Source organism: Sphingomonas sp. S-NIH.Pt15_0812 (assembly GCF_003951315.1).
Classification (GTDB): Bacteria; Pseudomonadota; Alphaproteobacteria; order Sphingomonadales; family Sphingomonadaceae; genus Sphingomonas.
The window spans coordinates 1-15844 of the sequence record NZ_QLJH01000017.1 but is presented as its reverse complement, the minus strand read 5'-3'; the positions used below and the strand labels follow the sequence as shown (position 1 = coordinate 15844).

Annotated in this window: 14 protein-coding genes; 9 read left to right on the top strand and 5 right to left on the bottom strand. The window is 69.0% G+C overall.

What is annotated here, in order from left to right:
* Window positions 1-10 precede the first annotated feature (10 nt).
* From kdpB to BRX43_RS12275, 4 genes are read left to right on the top strand one after another with little or no spacing between them, the layout of a single operon-like run.
* A complete protein-coding gene (gene kdpB, locus BRX43_RS12290; RefSeq protein ID WP_125995274.1) occupies window positions 11-2047 on the top strand; it encodes a potassium-transporting ATPase subunit KdpB in 2037 nt (678 codons plus the stop codon).
* Window positions 2048-2058: 11 nt separating this feature from the next.
* A complete protein-coding gene (gene kdpC / locus BRX43_RS12285; protein ID WP_125995272.1) occupies window positions 2059-2634 on the top strand; it encodes a potassium-transporting ATPase subunit KdpC in 576 nt (191 codons plus the stop codon).
* Window positions 2635-2646: 12 nt separating this feature from the next.
* On the top strand, window positions 2647-5319 hold the full coding sequence (locus BRX43_RS12280; protein WP_125995270.1) for a sensor histidine kinase KdpD: 2673 nt from the start codon (window positions 2647-2649) through the stop codon (window positions 5317-5319).
* Between the two features lie 7 nt (window positions 5320-5326).
* The gene (locus tag BRX43_RS12275; protein WP_125995267.1) at window positions 5327-6007 is read left to right on the top strand and encodes a response regulator transcription factor; all 681 of its coding nucleotides are present in this window, start codon (window positions 5327-5329) and stop codon (window positions 6005-6007) included.
* A 22-nt stretch (window positions 6008-6029) separates the two neighbouring features.
* Here the strand turns inward: BRX43_RS12275 and BRX43_RS12270 are convergent, their stop codons facing one another.
* A complete protein-coding gene (locus BRX43_RS12270) occupies window positions 6030-6479 on the bottom strand; it encodes a MarR family transcriptional regulator (RefSeq protein WP_125995265.1) in 450 nt (149 codons plus the stop codon).
* A 103-nt stretch (window positions 6480-6582) separates the two neighbouring features.
* On the opposite strand from BRX43_RS12270, the gene BRX43_RS12265 reads away from it, so the two are divergent.
* Together BRX43_RS12265 and BRX43_RS12260 are read left to right on the top strand one after the other, a co-directional pair.
* Window positions 6583-7011: an organic hydroperoxide resistance protein gene (locus tag BRX43_RS12265; RefSeq protein ID WP_125995264.1), complete on the top strand. Its 429-nt coding sequence runs from the start codon at window positions 6583-6585 to the stop codon at window positions 7009-7011.
* Between the two features lie 74 nt (window positions 7012-7085).
* The gene (locus BRX43_RS12260; protein ID WP_125995262.1) at window positions 7086-8153 is read left to right on the top strand and encodes an NAD(P)-dependent alcohol dehydrogenase; all 1068 of its coding nucleotides are present in this window, start codon (window positions 7086-7088) and stop codon (window positions 8151-8153) included.
* 72 nt (window positions 8154-8225) lie between these two features.
* Here BRX43_RS12260 and BRX43_RS12255 read toward each other — a convergent pair whose 3' ends face one another.
* Window positions 8226-8660, bottom strand: a complete 435-nt coding sequence (locus BRX43_RS12255) for a DUF3291 domain-containing protein (RefSeq protein WP_125995260.1) — start codon at window positions 8658-8660, stop codon at window positions 8226-8228.
* Window positions 8661-8794: 134 nt separating this feature from the next.
* On the opposite strand from BRX43_RS12255, the gene BRX43_RS12250 reads away from it, so the two are divergent.
* The gene (locus tag BRX43_RS12250) at window positions 8795-9319 is read left to right on the top strand and encodes a gamma carbonic anhydrase family protein (RefSeq protein WP_125995258.1); all 525 of its coding nucleotides are present in this window, start codon (window positions 8795-8797) and stop codon (window positions 9317-9319) included.
* A gap of 27 nt (window positions 9320-9346) precedes the next feature.
* Here the strand turns inward: BRX43_RS12250 and BRX43_RS12245 are convergent, their stop codons facing one another.
* Window positions 9347-11932: a M1 family metallopeptidase gene (locus BRX43_RS12245; protein WP_125995256.1), complete on the bottom strand. Its 2586-nt coding sequence runs from the start codon at window positions 11930-11932 to the stop codon at window positions 9347-9349.
* A 97-nt stretch (window positions 11933-12029) separates the two neighbouring features.
* Between BRX43_RS12245 and BRX43_RS12240 the strand changes: the two genes are divergently transcribed.
* Window positions 12030-12992 (top strand): nitronate monooxygenase family protein, encoded by a 963-nt coding sequence (locus BRX43_RS12240; RefSeq protein ID WP_125995254.1) that lies wholly within the window; start codon window positions 12030-12032, stop codon window positions 12990-12992.
* 30 nt (window positions 12993-13022) lie between these two features.
* Here BRX43_RS12240 and BRX43_RS12235 read toward each other — a convergent pair whose 3' ends face one another.
* Complete coding sequence (locus tag BRX43_RS12235; protein ID WP_125995252.1) at window positions 13023-14369, bottom strand: MFS transporter; 1347 nt, start codon at window positions 14367-14369, stop codon at window positions 13023-13025.
* A 74-nt stretch (window positions 14370-14443) separates the two neighbouring features.
* Entirely contained in the window at window positions 14444-14875 is a 432-nt protein-coding gene (locus BRX43_RS12230) for a response regulator (RefSeq protein ID WP_125995398.1), read from the bottom strand.
* Window positions 14876-14978: 103 nt separating this feature from the next.
* Between BRX43_RS12230 and BRX43_RS12225 the strand changes: the two genes are divergently transcribed.
* Window positions 14979-15821, top strand: coding sequence for an RNA pseudouridine synthase (locus BRX43_RS12225; protein WP_125995250.1), 843 nt, complete (start codon window positions 14979-14981; stop codon window positions 15819-15821).
* Window positions 15822-15844: the final 23 nt, after the last annotated feature.

Genomic DNA, 15844 nt, shown 5'->3' with positions numbered 1-15844 from the left:
GGGGCCCAAGGTGGCGAAATCCCAAGCAAAGAGCCTGTTCACGGCCGACCTCGTCGTGCCGGCGATCCGGGCGTCGTTCCTGAAACTCTCCCCGCGCGACCTGATCCGCAACCCGGTGATGTTCGTGACCGCGGCGGTCGCCGCGCTGATGACCGTGCTGCTGGTCATCGGCCATGACGGCCTGACCCTCGGCTTCAAGCTGCAACTGGTCGTCTGGCTGTGGCTGACGGTGCTGTTCGGCACCTTCGCCGAGGCGCTGGCGGAGGGGCGCGGCAAGGCGCAGGCCGCATCGCTCCGCGCCGCCAAGGCGGAACTGACCGCCAAGCGGCTGAAGGGCGATAGCCGCGACTGGGACGACGTACCCGCCAGCCAGCTGCGCATCGGCGACGTGGTGCTGGTCGAGACCAACGACCTGATCCCGTCGGACGGCGAGGTCGTGGCCGGCGTCGCCTCGGTCAACGAAGCCGCGATCACCGGCGAGAGCGCGCCGGTGATCCGCGAGGCGGGTGGCGACCGGTCGGCGGTGACGGCGGGCACGCGCGTCATCTCCGACGAGATTCGCGTCAAGGTGACGGTGGAGCCGGGCAAAGGCTTCCTCGACCGGATGATCGCACTGGTCGAGGGGGCCGAGCGGCAGAAGACGCCCAACGAGATCGCGCTGACGCTGCTGCTGGTCGGGCTGACCATCATCTTCCTGATCGCGGTCGCCACCATCCCCGGCTTCGCCACCTATGCCGGCGGATCGATCCCGGTCGCGATCCTGGCCGCGCTGCTGATCACGCTGATCCCGACCACGATCGCGGCGCTGCTGTCGGCGATCGGTATCGCCGGCATGGACCGGCTGGTCCGCTTCAACGTCCTCGCCAAGTCGGGCCGGGCGGTGGAGGCGGCGGGCGATGTCGACGTGCTGCTGCTCGACAAGACCGGCACGATCACCATCGGCGACCGGCAGGCGAGCGAGTTCCGCCCCGTCGGCGGCACCCCGGCACAGGACCTGGCGGAGGCGGCCTTGCTCGCCAGCCTGGCCGACGAGACGCCCGAGGGCCGCTCGATCGTCGTGCTCGCCCGGCAGGATTTCGGCGTCACCATCGCCGTGCTGCCGGCGGGGGCGGAGGTCATCCCCTTCACCGCGCAGACCCGCACCTCGGGCGTGGCGATCGGCGACATGCTGATCCAGAAGGGCGCGGTGGACTCGATCCTGCGCGCGCATCCGGGCCTCAGCGAGACGGCGACGGCGACCGAACTCCGCCGCATCACCGACGAGATCGCACGGGCCGGCGGCACGCCGCTGGCGGTGGCGCGGGACGGCCGGCTGCTCGGCGCGATCTTCCTGAAGGATGTGGTGAAGGCCGGCATCCGCGAGCGCTTCGGCGAGCTGCGCCAGATGGGCATCCGCACGGTGATGATCACCGGCGACAATCCGCTGACCGCCGCCGCCATCGCCGCGGAGGCCGGGGTCGACGACTTCCTGGCGCAGGCGACGCCGGAGGACAAGCTGGCGCTGATCCGGCAGGAGCAGACCGGCGGCCGGCTGGTCGCGATGTGCGGCGACGGCACCAACGACGCGCCCGCTCTGGCCCAGGCCGATGTCGGCGTGGCGATGAACACCGGCACCCAGGCCGCGCGCGAGGCGGGCAACATGGTCGACCTGGACAGCGACCCGACCAAGCTGATCGAGGTCGTCGGCCTGGGCAAGCAGTTGCTGATGACGCGCGGCGCGCTGACCACTTTCTCGGTCGCCAATGACGTGGCGAAATATTTCGCGATCATCCCGGCGATGTTCGTCGCGCTCTATCCGGGGCTGGGGGTGCTCAACGTCATGGGGCTGGCGACGCCGCAATCGGCGATCCTGTCGGCGATCATCTTCAATGCGCTGATCATCCCGCTGCTGGTGCCGCTGGCGCTGAAGGGCGTGACCTATCGACCGATGGCGGCCGGACCGCTGCTCGCGCGCAACCTGGCGGTCTATGGCCTGGGCGGGCTGGTCGCGCCGTTCGTCGGCATCAAAATCATCGACCTCGTGGTCGGCGGCCTCGGCCTCGCGTAAGGACATATCTCATGGGCAAGGATTTCACCACCGCACTGCGTCCGGCGATCGTGCTGGCGCTCCTGTTCGCCGCGCTGCTCGGCCTCGCCTATCCATTGGCGATGACGGGGATCGGCCAGCTGCTGTTCCCCGCCCAGGCGAACGGCAGCCTCGTGCGCGACGCGGCCGGACAGGTGATCGGGTCGACCGTGGTCGGGCAGGCCTTCACCAGTGACCGCTATTTCCGCACCCGCCCCTCGGCGGCGGGCAAGGGCTATGACGGCATGGCTTCGTCCGGCTCCAACCTCGGACCGACGTCGCAGGCGCTGGCCGACCGGGTGAAGGCGGATGTCGCCGCCGCCCGCGCCGCCGGGATCACCGGTCCCCTGCCCGCCGATCTGGTCACGGCGAGCGGTTCCGGCCTCGACCCGGACCTGTCGCCGGCCGCCGCGTTGGCGCAGGCGCCGCGCATCGCCGCCGCGCGCCGTCTGCCGCTCGACCGGGTCCGCACGCTCGTCGCGTCGATCACAGTGCGGCCGCTGCTCGGCGACCCGCGCGTGAACGTCCTGGCGCTTAACCGCGCGCTCGACGCCGCCGCCCGCAGCTGATCCTCATCGCCGATGCCGGACAGCGATCCCGCTCGCCCCGATCCCGACGCGCTCCTCCGCCAGGCCCAGGCGGAGGGGCGCGGCCGGCTGAAGATCTTCCTGGGTGCCGCTCCCGGCGTCGGCAAGACGTTCGAGATGCTGTCCGAGGGGGCGGCCCGGCGGCGCGACGGCGTCGACGTGGTGATCGGCGTGGTCGAGACGCATGGCCGCGCCGAGACCGAGGCGCTGACCCGCGGGCAGGAGATCGTTCCCCGCCGCGCCGTCACGCATGACGCGCACCTGCTGCACGAGATGGACCTGGACGCGGTCCTGGCCCGCCACCCCCGGCTGGTGCTGGTCGACGAACTGGCCCACACCAATGCGCCGGGCAGCCGGCACCCCAAACGCTATCAGGATGTCGAGGAGCTGCTGGCGGCGGGGATCGACGTCTACTCCACCGTCAACATCCAGCATGTCGAGAGCCTCAACGACGTCGTCGCCAGCTTCACGCGCGTCCGCGTGCGCGAGACGGTGCCCGACCGGGTGCTGGAAGCCGCCGAGATCGAGGTGGTCGACATCCCGCCCGACGAGCTGATCGAACGGTTGAAGGCGGGCAAGGTCTATCTGCCCGAGGAGGCGACGCGGGCGCTCGGCCATTTCTTCTCCAAGTCCAACCTGTCGGCGCTCCGCGAACTGGCGCTGCGCCGGGCCGCGCAGGCGGTCGACGCGCAGATGCTGGACCATGTCCGCAGCCTGGGCGTCGGCGGCACCTGGGCCGGCGGCGAGCGGATCGTGGTCGCGATCAACGAACTGCCCGGTGCGGAAGGACTGGTCCGCTTCGCCAAGCGGCTGGCCGATGCGCTCCACGCCCCATGGACTGCGCTGTTCATCGAGACGCCCCGCCAGCAGAATTTCGGCGCGGACGATCATCGCCGGCTGGCCACGACGCTCAACCTGGCGACCAGGCTCGGCGGCCGCATCGCCACCGTTCCCGCCGTCCAGGTGGTGGAGGGGCTGAAGGCGCATCTGGTCGAGGCGCGCGCCACCCAGCTGATCGTCGGCAAGACGGTGCGCAGCCGCTGGTTCGAACTGCTGCACGGATCGGTCGTCGACCGGCTGGTGCGCGAGCTGCCCGGCGTCACCGTCCATGTCATGCCGCTCGCCGATACGCCGCGCGCCGCCCGCGTCGCCCGCCCGGTCACGGCGGCGTCCTGGGGATCGCGCGCCGGCTATGTCTGGACGACGCTGATGGTCGCGGGCGTCACCGCGCTCGGCACCCTGTTGTTCCAGGTGCTGGCGCTCGGCAATATCGCCTTGCTCTATCTGTTGCCGGTCATGGCGGCGGCCAGCCTGTTCGGGCTCCGCACCGGCCTCTATGGCGGCCTCGCCTCGTGCCTGGCGTACAACTTCTTCTTCCTGCCGCCGACCGGGACGCTGTCGATCAGCAATCCGGAGAATGTCGTCTCGGTGCTGGTCCTGATGGGCGTCGCCATCGTCACCAGCCAGTTGACCGCCCGTGTGCGCGCGCAGGCCGATCTCGCCGCCGCCAGCGCCAATGCCAATGCGACGCTGGCCGGCTTCCTGCGCGAACTCACCGCGCTTGGCGCGGTCGAGCCGGTGCGGCGGACGATCTGTGCGGAGATCGCGCGGCTGTTCGACGGGCGCGCCGTGCTGCTCGCCCCCGCCGAGGGGCGCGGCATGGTCGTGCAGGCGGCCAGCGACAGCGAGTACAATCTCGACACGATGGACCTCGCCGCCGCGACCTGGGCGCACGACACGCGCGCCGCCGCCGGCAAGGGATCGGGCACGCTCGCCGCTTCCGAATGGCTGTTCCTGCCGTTGGTCGCGGGCGAGCGGGTGCTGGCGGTGCTGGGCCTGTCCGATCCGCAGGCGGGCGATCCGATCCGGCCCGACCGGATGCCGCTGCTGGTCAGCCTGCTCGACCAGGCCGCGCTGGTCCTCGAACGCTATCGACTGGAGGGGGAGATGCGCGACCTCGAGGCGATCCGCACCCGCGACCGGCTGCGCGGCGCGCTGCTCTCCTCGGTCAGCCACGATCTGCGCACGCCGCTGACCGCCGTGCTGGCCGCCACCGCCGAGCTGCGCCATCGCCATGACGATCCGCTTCTGGTGACCGTGGAGACCGAGGCGCTGCGCCTCAACCGCTTCGTCGCGAACCTGCTCGACATGGCGCGCGTGGAGGCGGGCGCGCTCAAGCTCCAGATCGACGCGATCGACCTGAGCGACGCGGTCGCGAGCGCGGCGCATGACGCGCGCCGCGCGCTGGAGGGCCATCCCTTGCGGCTCGACGTGCCGCCCGACCTGCCCCTGGTCCGCGCCGACCCGCATCTGCTCCACCATTGCCTGCTCAACCTGCTCGACAATGCCGGGCGCTATGGCGATCCGGGCACCCCGATCGTGATCGAGGGGACGCACCGGTTCGGCCGGCTCTGCCTGTCGATCCTCGACCAGGGCCCCGGCCTGCCGCCCGGTCGCGAGACGGAGGTGTTCGAGACGTTCCGCCGGTTCGAGGGCGGCGACCGCGCGGTCGGCGGCACGGGTCTCGGCCTCGCCATCGTCAAGGCCTTTGCCGAGGCGATGGAAATCGGCATAGAAGCGGACAACCGACCGGACGGCGGCGGCGCGCGGTTCAGCCTGTCCTTTCCGCCCGCCTTGGTGGTGCGGACACCGCCCAACGCGATATGAGACCGTGATGCCCGCCACCATTCTCGTCGTCGATGACGACCAGCCGATCCGCCGCCTGCTCCGCAACACGCTGGAGCGCGCCGGCTATCGTGTGGTCGAGGCGCGCAACGGGCGCGAGGCGCTGGATCAGTTCCGCACCGAGACCCCGGATGCGGTGCTGCTCGACCTCGGCCTGCCCGATCGCGACGGGCTGGAACTGGTGCCGTTGCTGCGCCGGTCGGGCGATGTCGCGATCCTGGTCGTGTCCGCCCGCGAATCGACCGACCAGAAGGTCGCGGCGCTGGACCTGGGCGCGGCGGATTACGTCACCAAGCCGTTCGACAGCGAGGAACTGCTCGCCCGGCTGCGCGTCGCGCTGCGCCACCGCGATCCGGTCGCACCCCGGCTGGTGCGGCGCGACGCCGTGACGATCGACCTCGACCGCCGCATCGTCACGCGGAACGGGGCGGAGGTGCATCTGACCCGCAAGGAATATGACGTGCTGGCGCAGCTCGCCCATCATGCCGGGCGGGTGGTGTTGCACGACCGCATCCTCGCCGCCGCGTGGCGGGGCGAGGAGGACGCACGAATCGAATATCTCCGCATCGTCGTGCGCAACCTACGCCAGAAGCTGGAGGCGCCGGGCCCGGTCGGGTCGCTGATCGCCAACGAACTGGGGGTCGGCTACCGCCTGCTCGCCGAGGGTTGAGCGGTCGGGGCCCGGCGGCCGGTCAGGCCTCCGCCCTGGACAGCGCGCGTTGCAGCGTCTGCACCTGACGGTTGAGTGCCTGCATGTCCGCCAGCGACAGGCCGGTGCGCGCGAAGATCGTCTCCGCCAGGCATTCGGCATCCGCCTTCAACGCCTCGCCTGGTGGTGACAGCAGGACATGGACATGGCGCTCGTCCTTGGGGTCGCGCGAGCGGGTGACGATGCCGGCGGCCTCCAGCCGCTTGACCAGCGGCGTGATCGTGCTGGATTCGAGCGCCAGACGTTCGGCGAGCTGGCCGATCGTGCGCCCGTCCTCCTCCCACAAGGCGTGCAGCACGAGATATTGGGGATAGGTGATGCCCAGCTTGTCGAGCAGCGGTTTATACGCGCGCGTCATCGCCATCGAGGCGCCGTAGAGGGCGAAGCAGAGCTGGTCGTCCAGCGGTACGGGATGGGACAATCGAGCGGTCATTCGAGTATGTTACACCTTTTTGCCACTGGTACTCAAATGCGTCTGGACGATTGCCGTTCCCGTATATATATCACGATAAGAATTTCAGCGTGAAGGAATGACGATGCCGTCGATCGATGTGAAATATAGCACTGCCGCCACTGCCACGGGCGGCCGCGAAGGTTCTGCGAAGAGCGAGGATGGCCGCTTCACGGCGAAGCTGTCGACGCCCAAGGAGCTGGGCGGCGCGGGCGGCGACGGCACCAATCCGGAACAGCTCTTCGCCGCCGGCTATTCGGCCTGTTTCATCGGCGCGCTGAAGGTCGCCGGCCAGCAGCTGAAGGTGAAGGTGCCCGACGACACCTCGGTGACCGCGACGGTCGGCATCGGTCCCCGCGCGGCCGGCGGCTTCGGCATCACCGCCGATCTGGTCGTCGACCTGCCGGGGATCGAGCGCGATCAGGCGGAGAAGCTGGTCGAGACCGCGCACCAGATCTGCCCCTACTCGAACGCGACGCGCGATAATGTGGATGTGGGCCTGAGCCTCGCCTAAGCTTCGCGCGTTCGTGCAGGGGCGGCACCCGTTTCGCGGGTGCCGCCCCTTTTCGTTTATTGACCGAGGTTTCGATGACCAGCACTGCCCATGGCTATGCCGCCCAGTCCGGCGACATGCCCCTCGCCCCCTTCTCGTTCGAGCGACGCGATCCGCAGCCGAACGACGTGGCGATCGATATCCGCTTTTGCGGCGTCTGCCATTCCGACCTGCACACCGCGCGTGGCGAATGGGCCGGCACGCTCTATCCCTGCGTGCCCGGGCATGAGATCGTCGGCACGGTGACCGCGATCGGCTCCGCCGTCACGCGCTTCCAGGTCGGCGACACGGTCGGCGTCGGCTGCATGGTCGACAGCTGCGGCGAATGCCCCTCCTGCCGCGAGGGCGAGGAGCAATATTGTGAGACGACGGGCTTCGTCGGCACCTATAACGGGCCGGAGCCGGTGATGGGCGGCCATACGTTCGGCGGCTATTCCGACCATATCATCGTCGACCAGGACTTCGTGCTGCGCGTCGGCCATGCGGAACAGGATCTGGCGGCGGTCGCGCCGCTGCTCTGCGCCGGCATCACCACCTATTCGCCGCTCAAGCATTGGAAGGTCGGGCCGGGCCAGAAGGTCGGCATCGTCGGCCTGGGCGGGCTCGGTCATATGGGCGTGAAGATAGCCGCCGCGATGGGCGCGGAGGTCTATGTCTTCTCGACCTCGCCCAACAAGCGCGACGATGCGAAGCGCCTGGGGGCCAAGGACCTGATCGTGTCCCGCGATGCGGACGCGATGGCGGAGCACGCCAACAGCTTCGACTTCATCCTGAACACGGTCGCCGCCGCGCACGATCTCGATCCGTTCCTGCGGCTGTTGAAGCGCGACGGCACCATGACTCTGGTCGGCGTGCCGGAAACGCCGCACCCCTCCCCCTCGGTCGGCGACCTAGTGTTCAAACGCCGCGCGATCGCCGGCTCGCTGATCGGCGGCATCGCAGAGACGCAGGAGATGCTCGACTTCTGCGTCGAGCATGGCCTGACCGCCGATGTCGAGATGATCGACATGGCCGAGATCAACACCGCCTATGAACGGATGGTGAAGAGCGACGTGAAATATCGCTTCGTCATCGACATGGCGACGTTGGACACATCTGCCTGATTACTCTCCCCCCCCCCCCCGGCACCATGGGCGGATGGCCATGGTGCCGGGGGGCCTTCGGCCACCCGGTGCTCAGGGGCGGACCGGCCGGATCGGGCCGCCGGGCCGGGGCCGGGGCGGAACGAAGCGCAAGGCCTGATGATCGGCGCTCGGGTGGCGGACCTTGGACGGACGCCCCTCGCTCCGCATCCGCCGGTCCGCCTCCTGCCATGACGGAGCGTGGATATCATTCGTCGTCCAATGGACGATGCTCGCCTCGTCGCACCAGTGCAGCAGATGCGGCATCGCCTTCAGATGCACGCCGTTCGTCATGTACCGACGCATCGCTGCCTGGTCCGTCCAGATCGTCGACGTCCAGAACACCAGCCGCGCATCCGCCAGCAGCGATCCGCCGAGCAGCCCCTCGGCCCGCCGCGCTTGGTGCAGCGAGCGGAGCGTATGCACGGCGAAACCCGGCATGAAGCGAACGCTGCGGATGCGCAGGCGGGTGATGCTGACAAAGGCCATGGCATCAGCCTGATCCCTTCCGCCGATGGCGACAAGGAGGAATCCGCCAGCAATTCCGATAGATGGAGCAGGCAGCGGCGAGCGGAGCGGATGCCGCTCGACAGGTCCCCCGCCACCATGTCACGCTATCGACCATGGCCCTCTATGCCCTTGGCGACCGCCGCCCCACCCTTTCGCCGACCGCCTGGGTCGCCCCCTCCGCCGAGCTGATCGGCGACGTGGTGCTGGGGGCGGAGGCCAGCATCTGGTTCGGCGCGGTGATCCGCGCGGACAATACGGCGATCACGATCGGCGCGCGCAGCAATGTGCAGGATGGCGCGATGCTCCATTCCGATCCCGGCGCGCCGCTGAGCGTGGCGGAGGATTGCACCATCGGCCATCACGCCATCCTGCATGGCTGCACGATCGGCGCGCGGGCGCTGATCGGCATGGGCGCGATCATACTCAACCATGCGGTGATCGGCGAAGACTGTCTGGTCGGCGCGGGCGCGCTGGTCACCGAGGGCAAGGCCTTTCCGCCGCGTAGCCTGATCGTCGGCAGTCCGGCGCGGGCGGTGCGGACGCTGGACGATGCCGCCCTGGAGGGGCTGCGCCGGTCCGCCGCCCATTATGCGGTGCGCGGCCGTACCTATGCCGAGACGCTGGTCCGGATCGACTGACCCGAACCAGCATCTGCCAGGCTGGGCTCAGCGCGCCAGCCAACGCTCGGTCGCCGGGCGCAGGCGATCGGCCACCGCCTTGCGCACCGCGATCAGCGACACCGTCTGTTCCGCCACGTTGCGCGCGGATTCGGGCAGGAATTGCGAGGCATAGGCCTTGATCTTGCCCGGCATCGCCGGATCGTTCGATCCGCCGCCCAGCGACGGGATATAGCGTGCCTGCGAACTCTGCTCGACAAAGCCGTTGACCAGATCGCGATTTGCCACCGCCCAGTCGAACGCTAGGTCGGGATGCGTGTTCGAGATCGCGCGCAACAGGCTGGCCTTTTGCGGGTCGGTCAGCGCCTTGCCCTTCAGCAGCTCCAGCGCCCGCTTCGCCAACGCCTCGTCGCGCGCCGCACCGAGCAGCGACACGAACCGATTCTTGGCGACCGGCGAACGCTCCGCCTGCATCAGCGCGAACAGCTGGTCCCATTCGGCCGGCGTCGCATTGGTGGCGAAGGTCGCCAATATGGGCGTGCGGATTGCCGGCGGGATCGCGGTCGGATTGGCCGCGAGCTGGCCGACATATTGCCGCGCCCGCGCCGCGACTTGCGCATCGCCCAGATAGCCGAGCCGGCCGATCAGCGTCTCGCGCAGGTTGGAGACCAGGGCCGACTCACCCGGCTTGGCCTCGAACCCGATCCGGGCCAGCACAGGGTTGAACAGCGCCGCCTGCCGGGCCTGCAGCTTCGCTTCCAGCGGCGTATTCTGGTAGAGGCCGGTCAGCGCGGCGAGCTTGGTGGCGACCAGCGACCATTCGAGCGGATCGGCGGTGACGCCCACCCGGTCCTGCACCGCGAAATAGCGCGACAGGTCCTGATAGCCGCCGGCCGCCAGCGCATAATCGTCGCCCAGCGTGCCCAGCCGGTCGCCGAGCGTCAGGCGGGTATAGTCGCGCACGATCGCGGCATGAGCCGCATCGTCATACTGGACGCGCGTGTACGACCCCTTGCCCTGGTTCAGCACCAGCGTGCCGCAGCCCTTGACCGTCACCGAGCTGGGCGACGCGCCCGTCACGATCGCATCGGTCGTGCCGCCGCCCAGCGTCGCCAGCTTGATCGGCACGTGCCAGGTCTGCGCCTTGCGCGACGCATCATCCAGGCCGAAACGGCCCTGGGTCAGCGTGACCACCGTGTTGCCGCCCGTGCAGCGCGCCCCGGTCATGGTGACCAGCGGCACGCCGCCCTGCAACGTATAGTCGCGCGCCACCTCGGCGACGTTCTTGCCGGTCGCTGCCGACAGCTCGCTCCAGAGCTGGTCGGTGACGGTGTTGCCGTACTTGTACTTGGCCATGTAGCGGCGGATGCCGTCGCGGAACGGCCCCTCGCCCAGCCAGCTTTCCAGCATCCCGATCACCGCCTGCCCCTTGGCATAGGTGATGCCGTCGAACGCGTCGCTGATCTGGTCCACCGTCTCGACATGGCGGATGATGGGATGCGTCGCCTGGGTCGCGTCGATCGCCATCGCGCTTTCCCGTTCGAAGGCGATCGCGGCATCCGCCGCCTTCCAGCTGGGGTTCAGGTCGTTGGTCGCCTTGCCCTCCATCCAGGAGGCGAAACCCTCGTTCAGCCACAGATCGTCCCACCAGGCCATGGTGACGAGGTCGCCGAACCACTGGTGCGCCATCTCGTGCGCGACGACGGTGTGGATGCGCTGGCGGCCGCTTTCGGTGGTGCGCGCCGGGTCGAACAGCAGTTCGGGCTCGAAATAGAAGATCGCGCCCCAATTCTCCATCGCGCCGAAGAACTGGCTGGAGCCGGGGCCGGCGATCATGTCCATCTTGGGCAGCGGGTAGAGCTGGCCGAAATAGTCGTTGTAATAGGTCAGCAGCCGGGTGGCCGAGGCCAGCGCATAGTCGCCCTGGTCGACGACGCCGCGGCGGGTGATGACGCCGATCTGGGTGTTGCCCGAGGTGACCGTCTTGCGCTCGACGTCGCCCATGCCCAGGAACAGCAGATAGCTGGACATGACCGGCGTCTCGCCGAAGCGATAGAGCTGGCTGCCGTCCGCCTGCTTCGTCACCGAGGCGGCGGGCATGTTGGAGAAGGCGGTCTGCCCGGCCGGCGCGCTGGTGGTCAGGCGGAACTTGGCCTTGAACGCCGGCTCGTCCCACATCGGCGCGAAGCGGCGGGCGTCGGGCGCCTCGAACTGGGTCGCCAGCACCCGCGACTGGCTGCCGTCCGGATTGCTGTAGTCGATCGCGAACAGGCCGGCGGCCGAGGTGTTGATCTTGCCCGTCCAGACGAAGGTCAGCCGGTGCTGGCCGACGCTGGCGGCCTGGGGCAGCGTCACGGTCAGCGTCTGCGCCTGCGCGTCGGAGGCGACCTTCACCGGCGTGCCGTCGAACGTCGCCTGGCTCACTTCGATCTCGGCGGCGTTGAGGGTCAGCGTGGTCGTCGGCGCCTTCACATCGACCGTCACCGATTCGCGGCCGGAGAAGGTCATCGCCTTCGCATTGGGCCGAACGTCGATGTCATAGAGCAAGGGCACGACATTCTTCGACAATTGTCCCGCCGCCATGGCGGGCGCGGAAACGGTCAGGGACAGCAGCAACGCTACGGCAAGCTTCATCGGGAACTCCGGACGTCAGGACGGCTGACCTATGCGGCGGCCAACCGGGCTTCGCAAGCGCTGGACAGCGGCCTTGGCGTCGTTAGGCTCCCGCCCCATGACGCTACCCGCCATCTTCGACCGGCTGCGACTGCCGGTGATCGCCTCGCCCATGTTCATCATCTCCGGCCCGGAACTGGTGATCGCCCAGTGCAAGGCGGGGATCGTCGGCTCCTTCCCGGCGCTGAACGCCCGGCCGCAGGCGATGCTCGACGAATGGCTGCACCGCATCACCGAGGAGCTCGCGGCGCATGACCGCGACCATCCGGACGCGCCCTCCGCCCCGTTTGCGGTCAACCAGATCGTGCATCGCTCCAACGACCGGCTGGAGGCGGACCTGGAGACCTGCGCCAAATGGAAGGTGCCGATCGTCATCACCTCGCTCGGCGCGCGCGAGGATCTGAACACCGCCGTCCATGGCTGGGGCGGGATCACGCTCCACGACGTGATCGACGACACCTTCGCGCACAAGGCGGTCGACAAGGGCGCGGACGGGCTGATCGCGGTGGCGACCGGCGCGGGCGGCCATGCCGGTCGCCTCTCCCCCTTCGCGCTGATCGCGGAGATCCGCCAATGGTTCGACGGCCCGCTCGCGCTGTCCGGATCGATCGCGACCGGCGGCGCGGTGCTGGCGGCGCAGGCGATGGGGGCGGATTTCGGCTATATCGGCTCGCCCTTCATCGCCACGACCGAGGCGAATGCCGACCCCGCCTATAAACAGGGGATCGTCGACGGCCGGGCGCGCGACATCGTCTATTCGAACCTGTTCACCGGCGTCCACGGCAATTACCTGCGCCAGTCGATCGTCGCCGCCGGCCTGGACCCCGACGCGCTGCCCGAGGGCGATTTCAAGACGATGAACTTCGGCGGCGACAGCGGCTCCAAGGCCAAGGCGTGGAAGGATATCTGGGGTTCCGGCCAGGGCATCGGCGCGGTCGACCGGGTCGAGCCGGTCGGCGACCGCATCGCCCGGCTGAAGCGCGAATATGACGCGGCGCGGGCGCGGTTGCGGCTGGGCTGACCCCGGCCGCTCCCGACCCGGCGGGCGACGTCACACGTCGATGACGTCGCCCTGCCCGGTATTCCGCGCGTCACCCGGCCCGGCGGTGCCGGCGGAGCCGATCGACCGGTCGATCAGCCCGCTGCGGCTCATCCACCAGAACAGCACCACGCCGGGCAGCGCGATGACGGTGGTCAGCAGATAGAAGTCGACATAGCCGATCCGCTCGACCAGCCCGCCCGCCGTGGTGGCGGTGAGCGCCTTGCCGACGACGCTCGCCGCCGCCGAGATCAATGCATATTGCGAGGCGGTGTAGCGCAGGTCGCAGAGCGCCGAGAAATAGGCGATGACCGTCACGCCGCCGATGCCGCTGGCGATATTCTCGAAGCCGATCGCGCCGGCCAGTCCCCAGTTGCTGTGGCCGCTCGCCGCCAGCCAGGCGAAGCTGGCGTTGGACACGGCCATGAGCAGAAGGCTGATCAAGACCGACCGCTTAAGCCCCAACCGCGCATAGATCGCGCCGCCGATGAAGATGCCGATCAGATAGGCCCAGAAGCCGATCCCGATGTCATAGATCGCGATCTCGTCGTTCGAGAACCCCAGGTCGTTGAGCAGCAGCCGCAGCACCAGCTGCCCCAGCGTGTCGCCGATCTTGTGGATCAGGATGAAGGCCAGGATCACCACCGCACCCTGCCGGCGGAAGAATTCCGCGAACGGCCCGACGATGGAGGCGACGACCTCGCCCACCCCGCGCCGGGCGGTCGGCTCGCGGTGCCGCTCCGGTTCGCCGAGCAGCAGCCCGGTCAGCATCGCCGGCAGCGCGAAGACGGCGCAGGCCAGATAGGCTCCGCCCCAGCCGATCCGTGCCGCCAGCACCAGCGCCAGCGACCCCGCCAGCACCGAGCCGATGCGCCAGCCATATTGCGTCATTCCCGAGCCGACGCCGAGCTGATAGGGTTTCAGCGTCTCGATCCGGTAAGCGTCGATGACGATATCGAAGGTCGCGCCCGCGAAGCCGACCAGCACCGCCGCGACCACCGTCGCGCCGAGCGACAGCCGGGGATCGACAAAGGCCAGATTGGCCACCGCCGCCATCACCAGCATGCCGGCGAAGACCAGCCACGACACGCGCTGGCCCAGCCGGCCGATCAGCGGCAGCCGAACGCCGTCCACTACCCAGGCCCAGAACGGCTTGAGATTATAGACCAGGAAGCCGAGCGTGAAGGCGGTGATCGTCGCCTTGTCGATGCCGTCCTGCGCCAGCCGCGTAGTCAGCGTCGCGCCGATCATCGCATAGGGAAAGCCCGAGGAGATGCCGAGCGCGAAGGCGGCGACCGGTTCGCGTTCGAAATAAGGGCGTATCCCCTGCCACCAGCCACCCTGTACCCGATCCGTCATCAACGCTCCCCGGCCCCGCGACGTCGAGGCACCCGAAACGAGCGATCATAGAGGGTAATCAGGCGGAAGGAAGATCAGGCGGCCTGAACGAACAAGCGGAAGCCGGGCGGCAGACGGCGGGGCGGCTTGCCCTGCATCCCGTCCTCGATCGCGGTGATCGCACCGAGCAGGTCCCGCTGCGCATAGGGCTTGGACAGGCATCCGGCCGCCAATTCGATCGCCTCGGGCGGGCAGGCTCCGGTGACGAACAGCACCGGCACCTCGCGCGCCTGTGCTGCGCGGGCGACATCGACCCCCGACCCGTCCGCCAAGTTGACGTCGACCAGCACCAGGTCGATCTCCACCCCGTCCGCCAGCAACGCCATCGCGTCCGCCACCTTGTCGACGGTGGCGACGATCTCGTAATCGGCATCCGACAGGACATGCTCGGCATCGAACGCCACCAGTGGTTCGTCCTCGACGACCAACAGCTTGACGATCTGTCTTTTCTTCCTCCCGAATAGCATCAGGTCGCCCATTCGTTTCGCCTGGGGATCATAACGCGTCCGGCCCGTGCAAGTCGCAAAGTTTTTTTCGCTCCGGCGGTCATTCAGATGTATTCGGCCCTGCATGACCGAAGAGACCAAGTCCGGGGGCGATCGCCCCAAGGGCGACCGCATCGCCAAGCTGCTCGCCCGCGCCGGCATCGCCTCGCGCCGCGATATCGAGAAGATGATCGCCGAGGGGCGGATCGCGCTCCATGGCACGCTGCTCGACACGCCCGCCACCATCCTGACCAGCCTGAAGGGCGTGACCGTCGACGGCGAGCCCGTCGCCCCGCCCGAGGCGGCCCGGCTGTTCCTCTATCACAAGCCGGTCGGGCTGCTGGTGACCGAATGGGACCCGGTCGGCCGCCCGACCATCTATGACCGGCTGCCCGGCGACCTGCCGCGGACCATGCCGGTCGGCCGGCTCGACCTGAATACCGAGGGGCTGTTGCTGCTCACCACCGATGGCGGGCTGAAGCGCCAGCTCGAATTGCCCGCGACCGGGGTCGAGCGCACCTATCGCGCCCGCGCCTATGGCGACGTGACCCAGGCGATGCTGGAGGAGCTGATCCACGGCATCGAGATCGACGGTGTCCGCTATGGCTCGATCGACGCCAATCTGGAGCGGCGGACCGGCGCCAATGTCTGGATCGAGATGACGCTGACCGAGGGCAAGAACCGTGAGGTCCGGCGCGTGCTGGAGCATCTCGGTCTCCAGGTCGGCCGGCTGATCCGCACCCGCTACGGCCCCTTCATCCTCGGCGACCTGCCGCCCGGCGCGGTAGGCGAGGTGAAGCAGCACGACCTGGTCGCCTTCGCCAAGACGCTAACCGGGCCCCGGCGCGGCAAGGGCGCGGACCTGGCGACGCTGGTGACGGTCGAGGCGCGCCCCGCCCCCAAGATCGCCGCGCCGGGGCCCGGTTAGCGTCTTGGCGAAGGCGACCAGGT

What these genes read in the sequence shown, in the direction of transcription:
- BRX43_RS12230 (WP_125995398.1), bottom strand. Translation starts at nt 14,875, where the DNA reads ATGCTATTCGGGAGGAAGAAAAGACAGATCGTCAAGCTGTTGGTCGTC.
- BRX43_RS12240 (WP_125995254.1), top strand. Translation starts at nt 12,030, where the DNA reads ATGACGCTACCCGCCATCTTCGACCGGCTGCGACTGCCGGTGATCGCC.
- BRX43_RS12245 (WP_125995256.1), bottom strand. Translation starts at nt 11,932, where the DNA reads ATGAAGCTTGCCGTAGCGTTGCTGCTGTCCCTGACCGTTTCCGCGCCC.
- BRX43_RS12235 (WP_125995252.1), bottom strand. Translation starts at nt 14,369, where the DNA reads ATGACGGATCGGGTACAGGGTGGCTGGTGGCAGGGGATACGCCCTTAT.
- BRX43_RS12280 (WP_125995270.1), top strand. Translation starts at nt 2,647, where the DNA reads ATGCCGGACAGCGATCCCGCTCGCCCCGATCCCGACGCGCTCCTCCGC.
- BRX43_RS12255 (WP_125995260.1), bottom strand. Translation starts at nt 8,660, where the DNA reads ATGGCCTTTGTCAGCATCACCCGCCTGCGCATCCGCAGCGTTCGCTTC.
- BRX43_RS12225 (WP_125995250.1), top strand. Translation starts at nt 14,979, where the DNA reads ATGACCGAAGAGACCAAGTCCGGGGGCGATCGCCCCAAGGGCGACCGC.
- kdpC (WP_125995272.1), top strand. Translation starts at nt 2,059, where the DNA reads ATGGGCAAGGATTTCACCACCGCACTGCGTCCGGCGATCGTGCTGGCG.
- BRX43_RS12265 (WP_125995264.1), top strand. Translation starts at nt 6,583, where the DNA reads ATGCCGTCGATCGATGTGAAATATAGCACTGCCGCCACTGCCACGGGC.
- BRX43_RS12270 (WP_125995265.1), bottom strand. Translation starts at nt 6,479, where the DNA reads ATGACCGCTCGATTGTCCCATCCCGTACCGCTGGACGACCAGCTCTGC.
- BRX43_RS12260 (WP_125995262.1), top strand. Translation starts at nt 7,086, where the DNA reads ATGACCAGCACTGCCCATGGCTATGCCGCCCAGTCCGGCGACATGCCC.
- BRX43_RS12275 (WP_125995267.1), top strand. Translation starts at nt 5,327, where the DNA reads ATGCCCGCCACCATTCTCGTCGTCGATGACGACCAGCCGATCCGCCGC.
- BRX43_RS12250 (WP_125995258.1), top strand. Translation starts at nt 8,795, where the DNA reads ATGGCCCTCTATGCCCTTGGCGACCGCCGCCCCACCCTTTCGCCGACC.